Below are 2,119 nucleotides of genomic sequence, written 5' to 3' on the forward strand. Positions count from 1 at the left end.
CGACGTCGGCGGGAAACACCCTGGTCAGCAACCCTACCGACACTAGATCCGACAGCCGACGATCCGACTCCGGCTTCACCCATCCACTACGCGGCACGCCGACACGATACCGCACAACCCTCTAACCGAACGGTATTGCGCCTAGTGCAGCGGCCTTCTGATCGGCGAGTGGTCAGAAGTGCTGCGCATAAACACTTCCTGACCAGCGCCGTCCCGTTGGGCGGTCCGCTGATAGATTCCGAGTTTCGGGCCGGATGCCCCGTTGGGGATGGGCATCGTGCTGCCGTCCATCGCGGAGTAGGCGATGGGAGAACGAAACGCGGGTGACCCTAGCGGGAGTTTCCTAGATAGCTGTGGCTTCGGTGCGATTAGCGCTGGTGGGAGCTGGTTTTGGTGTGGTCGGGGTGTATTACCTAAGTCGGTGGCGGCCGGTCATCGGGTGGGTGCGTAGCGGTCGATGCCGAACAGCCGGGCCAGTTGTTCGGCGGTGTCGCTGTGGTCGGTGAGCATTCGTTGGGCGCGGGGGCGACCTTTGGTGCCGTCGTGGTAGAGCAACACCGTTTCCTCGATGCCGGCCAGCTCGGCGAGCAACTCACGCACCGACAGCTGCAATCCGGCATCGGCGGCGTCGCGGCGCATCAGGTGCGCGATGGTCAGGGCAAGGACGCTGTAGAAGACATGGACGCGGATCTTCTGGTCGGTCCAGTGGTGCATCGGGGAGAACGAAATCACCTGGGGGTCTTTGAGCTGCCGGAACCCGGACTCGATGTCGGACTGGGATCGGTAGGCGGCGATCACGCGGGCGACCGGCCAGTCGGTGCGGTTGGTGAACAGGATCCGCTTGCCGAACATCCGGTCCTCGAGTTGTCGGCGGGCGTGGCGGTCGGTGCGGTACCGCAACCGCAGCTCCGCCGCGGTGGTGCCGGTGAGGGTGACGGTGAGCACCTCGGCGACCCACCGCGGCGCGCAGATCTGCTCGATCTCGCGCTCCACGGCCGCCCGGTCGCGGCGGGTGCGCCCGCGGGCCAGGCGCACCTGCAGGGCGCCGAGCCGGTCGCGGGCCTTGTCGAGGGTCTGGTCGAATCCGCGGGACTGGGCGGCGTGCAGCGACGCCGAGTGGGTCACAATCGCCCGCCGCCGGACCCCGAGGGCGTCGACCTCGGTGTCGTAGGCGCGCATCCCGGGCAGTCGGGGATCGTCGACCCGGTGGTAGGCCTCAACGGGCACGGTCAGCAGGGCCGGGTGATCCGAGGGCGGCAGGGAGCCGACGAACCCGATCCGCGCCGCCTCGATGTGGGCGTGGTTCGCGGCCGAGTTCTGCCCGGCGTCGTAGACGATCGTGGCCCCCTCGATGCCGGCGGCGACGCTGCGGTAGCGGTCGACGAGATCGTCGATCACCCCGGGGAACTGGGTCACGTCGGGGCGATCGCCGGGGTAGGGGTGCGAGAGCAGCGGGATACCGCCGTCGGAGGTGATCACCAACGCCAACCCGACCAGGCGCAGGTCGACGCGTTTTTGTTTCGCCTTGCCCCGCTGCGCGATCGGGGCGGCCTCGTTGCCGGAGTCGATGTAGGTGGCGAAATTCGTCATGTCCAGCACCAACGCGGTCAGGTCGAGACCGAACTCGGTGACCATCCGCGCCGACAACGCTCCCTCGATCCGCGCCAGATCGTCGCGGTCGAGACGGTCCATCGCCGACCAGAACTTGCGGTGATCGAGAGACCCGGCCGGCAGTGGGCACCACCGCGGTGCGGCGGTGGAATCCCACCAGGACGCGAACGCCGCCTTCGAGCACGGAGCGACGATCCGGTTCAGCGTGGCCAGCGCAATATAGGTGCCCACCGATACCGCCGCGTCCGAGCGGCGCGGAGCCACCCCATCGATCGCCTCGGCCACGCCGAGACGTTCGAGCACCGACCACACCGCGGCGACATCCCCGAACTTCTTGTGTGCACTGCGCACCGGCGCACCCGCTTGCGCGCCGGCGAGTTTGGCCGTCACCTCCTCCGCGCTGCCCAGGTACTGTTGCGAGACGATGCGCGGTTTACCCTCGACCCGGGCGGACTCGACCAGGTAGTAGTACGTCTTCCCTCCCTGCCGTTTCCCCACGATCGAAGCC

At 67.9% G+C, this 2,119-nt stretch carries 1 protein-coding gene; it reads right to left on the minus strand.

The genetic code is table 11. The features are described from left to right. Nucleotides 1-432: 432 nt before the first annotated feature. Nucleotides 433-2,119: IS1634 family transposase (locus WAW17_RS05185; protein ID WP_422331936.1), on the minus strand; the 1,687-nt coding region annotated here is incomplete at its 5' end.

It is taken from the genome of Rhodococcus sp. (in: high G+C Gram-positive bacteria), from assembly GCF_049286785.1.
Lineage (GTDB): Bacteria > Actinomycetota > Actinomycetes > Mycobacteriales > Mycobacteriaceae > Rhodococcus_F.